6 protein-coding genes are annotated in these 6704 nt (G+C 36.2%); 3 read left to right on the plus strand and 3 right to left on the minus strand.

What is annotated here, in order from left to right:
• A partial coding sequence (locus tag F6K54_RS37675) for a hypothetical protein (RefSeq protein WP_293089126.1) occupies positions 1–210 on the plus strand: 210 nt, incomplete at its 5' end.
• Positions 211–441: 231 nt separating this feature from the next.
• Here the strand turns inward: F6K54_RS37675 and F6K54_RS37680 are convergent.
• Together F6K54_RS37680 and F6K54_RS37685 are read right to left on the minus strand one after the other, a co-directional pair.
• Positions 442–1215, minus strand: a complete 774-nt coding sequence (locus tag F6K54_RS37680; protein WP_293089135.1) for a response regulator transcription factor — start codon at positions 1213–1215, stop codon at positions 442–444.
• Positions 1216–1841: 626 nt separating this feature from the next.
• Positions 1842–2573, minus strand: coding sequence for a hypothetical protein (locus F6K54_RS37685; RefSeq protein ID WP_293089128.1), 732 nt, complete (start codon positions 2571–2573; stop codon positions 1842–1844).
• 275 nt (positions 2574–2848) lie between these two features.
• Between F6K54_RS37685 and F6K54_RS37690 the strand changes: the two genes are divergently transcribed.
• Both F6K54_RS37690 and F6K54_RS37695 read left to right on the plus strand, forming a co-directional pair.
• Complete coding sequence (locus tag F6K54_RS37690; RefSeq protein WP_293089129.1) at positions 2849–3097, plus strand: hypothetical protein; 249 nt, start codon at positions 2849–2851, stop codon at positions 3095–3097.
• A 708-nt stretch (positions 3098–3805) separates the two neighbouring features.
• Entirely contained in the window at positions 3806–4270 is a 465-nt protein-coding gene (locus F6K54_RS37695; RefSeq protein WP_293089131.1) for a hypothetical protein, read from the plus strand.
• Positions 4271–4272: 2 nt separating this feature from the next.
• Here F6K54_RS37695 and F6K54_RS37700 read toward each other — a convergent pair whose 3' ends face one another.
• On the minus strand, positions 4273–4767 hold the full coding sequence (locus F6K54_RS37700; RefSeq protein ID WP_293089133.1) for a hypothetical protein: 495 nt from the start codon (positions 4765–4767) through the stop codon (positions 4273–4275).
• Between the last annotated feature and the right edge of the window lie 1937 nt (positions 4768–6704).

Consider the following 6704-nt stretch of genomic DNA (forward strand, 5'->3'; position numbering starts at 1 on the left):
GGAGATGGGGGGATGGGGAGATGGGGGGATGGGGAGATGGGGAGATGGGGAGATGGGGAGATGGGGAGATGGGGAGATGGGGAGATGGGGGGATGGGGAGATGGGTGGATGGGGAGATGGGGAGATGGGGGGATGGGGAGATGGGGAGTGTGGGAGAAATTAAAAAATATATATCTTCACCATTACCATGCAGGACTACCATTATTTTAATCCACATTCCGCACTTCAATTTGTAACATAAAAATTAGTATAAAAATCACGGCTTTGCTCAGTATTTATACTGTATGAATTATCTTCATTAACCTTTCTTAAGAGTCAAATTTTTGGGAAAATATTAAGCATAAATACTCAATTTCTACGTTATTATTTTCTCCTGAATTCTGAATTCTGGATTCTGACTCCTAATTTTTCATGCTACGTTTTGTCGTGCGGAATGTAGGTTTAAGGTTCTCGAACCCATTCCTGATTTGGTTTTGCCCAATTAGATGTTTCCACATTATTAGCACTAGAGCTATTACTAGGTAACTCTAAGCAATAACCAGCACCGTATACTGTTTTAATATAACGAGGATGGCGAGGATCTGGTTCCATCTTTGTTCTCAGATGTCTAATGTGGACTCGGATCGTCTCAATATCATCATCTGGATCGTAACCCCAGACTTCCTTAAGAATTTCACTCGGGGATACTGTCTGGCCATGTCGTTGCAGTAGACAATGGAGTAACTCAAATTCTAAATGAGTTAGTTTGACTGTCTGCTCAAACCAAATAGCCTCGAACCTTTCAGGAACAAGAGTCAGAGGACCATAATTCAGAATTTCGCTATGTTTTGCTGCTTGTGGGATTCGATCTGTGCGTCGCAGCAGGGCACGCACTCGTGCCAGCATTTCTTCTACTTCAAAGGGTTTTGTCAGATAATCATCTGCTCCAGCATTGAAGCCTTCTACTTTATTTTGGGTTTGACTTAAAGCAGTTAACATCAGTACTGGAATATCGGCTGTCCGTTCATCACGACGCAGACGTTGACAAATTGTAAACCCATCAACCTTTGGCAGCATTAAATCTAATACTATCAGGTCTGGTAGTAGTTGCAGGGCTAGAGCTTGCCCTTTTATGCCATCTTCTGCTTGGCTAACTTCATAGCCAGCCATTTCTAGATTAACAGCAACGAGTTCTGCGATCGCAGGATCGTCGTCAATGACAAGTATTCTGGGCATCATTTGCTACACTTACCTATAATTTTTTTTATTGTAATGTTTAATTAAGATTTTTAAGTTTTTTCTAACATTTTCTCATTCAATGTTATATTTATTTTTTAATACATAGCTTATCCTTATGTTATTGTTCTATCTTTCTATAACATAATTTTACCTTTTTGTCAAGTAACGCAATCTTTTTGTAGGGAGTAGGGAGTAGGGAGTAGGGAGTAGTTAAGACGTAGAATAAATGGGAATTACAGAATCAGTGGCCAAAACAATAGTAAGAGTTATTTTTCGGCTGCGTGCAGGGCGTGAAAATCCTCACTTTTTTCACCATTACTTGCTGAAAAGCTCATACTTTAATCAGTAAGCCCTAACTAGATGTCAGCTATCACCTTGGATTGAAACTCCAGCTTATGTTTTGGATAATTTCAAGAGGGTGTTCATTTGGCTAGACTACAGTAGGGACGTTCCATGAAACGTCCCCACAACGTTTTGCTTGTGAAGATGTGCTTCATCAACTTAAAAAGCGCTGTAAAATTCAGACAACGTAAGTACTTTTCCTTCTTCCTCCTTCCTTCTTCCTTCTTCCTTCTTCCTTCTTCCTTCTTCCTTCTTCCTTCTTCTGCTATAAAACTTTGTGCTTAAAATCTAGGAATTATAGGTAAAAATTGTGCTTGTTCTTTAAAATATTTCCATGCAATTGATTCCGGATCTTTTTGACTACTCCATTCTCCAAAATCAGGTTTTGTTTTCCGTTTACTGATAGTACTAGCATGAACATTGAGTCTAATTGCTAATTCTTTTTGGGTAAGAGGAGAAACTATTTCAGTAGCAGATTGAAGTTGGGAATTTTCTGAAATATCTTCTGGAATATCTTTTAGATGATAATTTAGTTGGGAATTATTTGGAAGTTGAGCCTCATAATTTGAAACCTTCGAGATTAATTGAGTATTGTTTTCTAAAGTTTTATCCGTTGTTTTTCCAACTAGAGATACAGCAGTAGGAAAATAATATAATAAACCCCCCTCTTGTGTAATTTCTAATTCAGCACCAAATTCTTTGGCTTGTTCATCAAGAAACTCTTGGACTATTTTTCCCGATAGTTGGGAATTTATGGCTAAATCTAAGGCTGTAATATATCCATTATTTTCCTGAATTAACTGATAAAATATAATATTCAAATAATCTTTTTGTTGTTTTTGTTTTTCCTGATAACGTTTGACGAACCAGGTAACTCCAGAAGCAATAGTAATGACTGTGAATATACGCCAGGATAAACCTAGCGTTAGCAATGCTAATCCCAAAGAAATTACAATGGGAAAATTATTTGTGGATTTATTATTCTTGTTAAGGTTTCTTGGTTGTTCTGGCATTTTAATGTTCTTGAGCCAACTTTTATACTTATAAGTTATCACCAACATTTACTGTTAATATAGCTAAATATAGACACAATTTGTCGAGACTTTTAGCGGATTTTTAATAAATAATGGTGTAGTTGGGATAAATTTTTGTCAATAATTAAGAGTGTATCTATAAAGTAAAAAATTAAGCCTTGATGTAGGGTGGGTTTTGTAACGCAGAACTTCCGCAAAATGGCTGTCGCCGACATAAAAAGGTGGCAATAATTTCAAGGTGGTGGTGCATAGTAATGGTAGAGAGAGTGTGGGGGGATGGGGAGATGGGGGGATGGGGAGATGGGGAGATGGGGAGATGGGGAGATTGGGAGATTGGGAGTGTGGGAGATTGGGAGATTGGGAGTGTGGGAGATTGGGAGATTGGGGGATTGGGAGAAATTAAAAAATATATATCTTCTACCATTACCATGCAGGACTACCAATTTCAAAAAAAACAAAATATTTCATGCTGTCGCCTAACCCATCGAATACTAGGTATTTGATGCACATCTTTCAGATTGATTTTACCGAATAATTAGGGTTTGCGTATGGAAAATCTTTTTGCTGGGGTAGGAGACAGCAGACAGGAGACAACCCACCCCTAACCCCTCCCAGGAGGGGGAGACAGGAGAAATGGGAATGAGCGAAGAGGTAGGAGAAAGAATTGCACCTTGATTTTTATGCCCAACTATGCCCCTAAAATACGCTCCATGCATGAGCATGAAGAGCTGAAAACCAAGGTATTTCAGACCAAAAAAGGCTAAAGTCTTTATATGCCAATGCTTTTAGATTTAATCAGCAAACCCTAATTAAGGTTTAAACCCACATTCCGCACTTCAATTTGTAACATGAAAATTAGTATAAAATCCGTAAGCAAACTTAAGTATTTATACTATATAAATTATCTTCATTTACCTCAATCGAGAGTCAAATTCTCAGTGAAATATTAAGCATAAATACTTACTGAATCCTTGACTCCTATTGACCACTATAATTGACTTCTTACTTTTGACTTTTGACTTTTGACTTTTGACTTTTATTTTAATACTACATTTTGTGGTGCGGAATGTGGGTTTTAAGGCCAAATATTTTTAGAGGTTTGGTCAAAATTCCTGTGACAAAAATAACTTTCGTTAAAAGTATTTAACCGGACATGATATAACTATGTTTTTATAAAGTATATCTCCATGAAGTTTGCAAGATTTTAAACAATGTTTCGTAAATTAAAAATTATTGGCGGCACTATTCTAATCTATTTATCCATCAGTGGTTGTGGCCCTAGCAAAGTTTCTCAGTGTAATGAATTGATTGTTACTATTAACAAGGGAAATACTCTTGTCAATGCTGAAAATTCCTTTGATGCTGCGACAACTAATCAGCTAGGAGGAGATTTAGAAGCAATTTCTCAGGAGTTAGAAGCTCTCAAACTTGAGGATGAAACTCTTCAGCAGTTTCAAAAAGACCTAACTCAAACATTTAAAGAACTTTCTCAAGCTTTTGTTCAGATGAGTTTAGCTCTTAAAACTAGCACACAAGTTGAAGCTTCATTAGAAGGTAGAAAAAAATTTAATCAGGCTAAAAATCAACTTACTCAAGCAGGCCAGCAGGCGAATAAGGTTGCTACACAAAAAGATATTTTGCTAGATAAGCTGGTTACTTATTGTCAAGATAAATAAGTTTAATGATGAATTTCTAGCTCTAGTACATAATGTCCCATGCGTAACTGCTGAGACCATAGTTCATACTCTAAGCGCAGATAATCTGGAACTGGTTTTCCCTGAACTACTAGGTTACGGGTAAAGTTACGCATTCGTAGCTGATAATGTAAATTGAATGACTCATCTTGGAGCCAATAACGACAGATGCCATATACTCCTCTTTCCCAGATATGACGGTAACAATATTTACCGCTTCCTTGCATAGTCATAATAACTCGGGAAGGGGCAACTTCTAACCATAAAAGTCTTGGCTTTAAGACAGTTGGCAATATTGATGGGTTATGTATATTTGTACATGATGTTTCTTTGTCCGTAATTGCAGGTTCATGTAATAATATATGAAATTGATCGCGGTCTTTATGATATAGAGTAGCCGCTGTTTCAACTATCGACCAAATGGGCAGATCTGTTGATATTAATGACAGACTTACGGGTTTGCGTTGATAAGTTAGCATATATTTTGTTAGGGTAAGTTGTAATTATTTAATGGTTGTTAGTTCTACAAATATCAAAAATATTACTCTTGGTTAATAGCTTTTTCTTTCCCACGCAACCTTGGTCAAACTCTAATTTAGATTTCACTTGATTTTGACTCAGAATTTAAACTATCGGTATATACAGGACTTTTAAAGTAAGTGAGATAAACCTACAAAACAACAATTTTGATTTACTGATCGATCATTATTGGATAAGTATGTACTTCATAAATTTTCAATATGTTTTATATATGTGGTTTGTTATTTCTAGGTTTTAGGGAACTCATACATCGAATGGGTAATCATGAGATTTCTATGTTTTGGGGAAACGCTACACAAACATAATACTAAGACGCACTCAAGAAAGTCAAAAATCAGGATGCCTTTGGCTGAAAACTTTAACTGACAATCATTTCAAACAATTACTTTATGTAAAGTGGTGTTAAATTATTGGAGTTAATTTTTATTATATAAAGAGGTCATTTCAGTGTTCCTCCTGTAGTCGGAGCTACGCTAACAGTTAGCCTCCTATGATCGTAACTGCAGACTTCAGTTAGCTTCCTATGGTCGGAACTTTCCTAAGTCATGCTACGCAAACGTTAACACTACCTCTCGCTAAAATATTGAGATTGAGATCGGGAATATTCTCTTTCTCTTGGTTGATTGGATATGGCTAGGAGACCTCGCCATCCCTAGACTACTTTTTATCTCCTCAAAAGGGAAGGGTTCATACCACAATTTTTCAGTAATAACGTTAAGAAACTATTAAACACAATTGCATTATTAAGTACTCTGTTAGTGCTAATAGATATAGTAGTAGTTAAAGCAAAAAGTAAGCATTCAGCTATTAGCAGTTAGCATTTCCTGCGGAATGCTGCGCAAACAGCTTTTAAAGGTACAGGACTTACTAAAGTTAGCTCATAGCTTTTTTATTCATAAGTTTTAATTCTCTTTAGAGAGTAATTCCTCCTCTAGTGTGATAGTGACTTAATAACTTATAGCTGACTGCTGAATGCTGAATGCTTACAGCAAAAAGGCAATTCATAATCGCTTTTTTCTGAACTCCTGAGTTTTGAGATTTGGGTTATTAACTTACCTAACTCACCTCAAGATATTAACAGAGTAGCATATTTATATAGTTGGACACAAGGGATAGTTTTGATCGAAAAAAAATTTGAAAATTGTCTATACTAATAATTTTGCTAGTGGCAAGTCTAAGTAAATTTATTGATTTTAATTATATCTTTATTTATTTTTGTTACATTTTTTTAACTAAATACATCAAACAATCCCTTGATGAGTTAAATTTTACCTAAATAACACGGGAGCATGAAAGCCATCGTCTTTTAAGCGATGGATGAAAGGGGAGGAGTCGGATTTTAATCCGATGTATTTTATTTGACCGAAAAGCTACGTTGAAGGCCCCCGTGTTTGAACCGGGGATGAAAACAACCGAGTCGTTTAGACTAGACAACTAAAGTAGTCCTGTGCTATTATTACTCAGGGGTAAGCCATCCAACCCTCGTTTCAAATGTACTGTTGTCAGCAAGTTTTAGTAGGTAAAAATCCCGAATTAATTGCTATTTTAACATTCTTGTGTGAACAGTCTCACAAGCTCACTAACATGGGAATATATTATGGTCGGCAATTATTTTTAAGTCTCACAAAACTCTCGGCAAGTTTGACGCAGGAATTGGTCTACAAAAAGAACAATCACTATAAAGTTTTATATTCGCTCTTCAGCACAACAAATATTGAGAACTGTAACTGAATCATTTAGGTCTTCAGGATGGTCTTATTATTGCCTATAGTTCAGGAAAAATCTCAGAAAGACCAAGGATTCCTAAATACAGAAAAAAAGGAGGAATGGCTACAGTTAGTTACCCGGCTCAAGCATTAAAACTTAAAGGTAATCA

Source organism: Okeania sp. SIO3B5, assembly GCF_010692555.1.
Lineage (GTDB): Bacteria > Cyanobacteriota > Cyanobacteriia > Cyanobacteriales > Microcoleaceae > Okeania.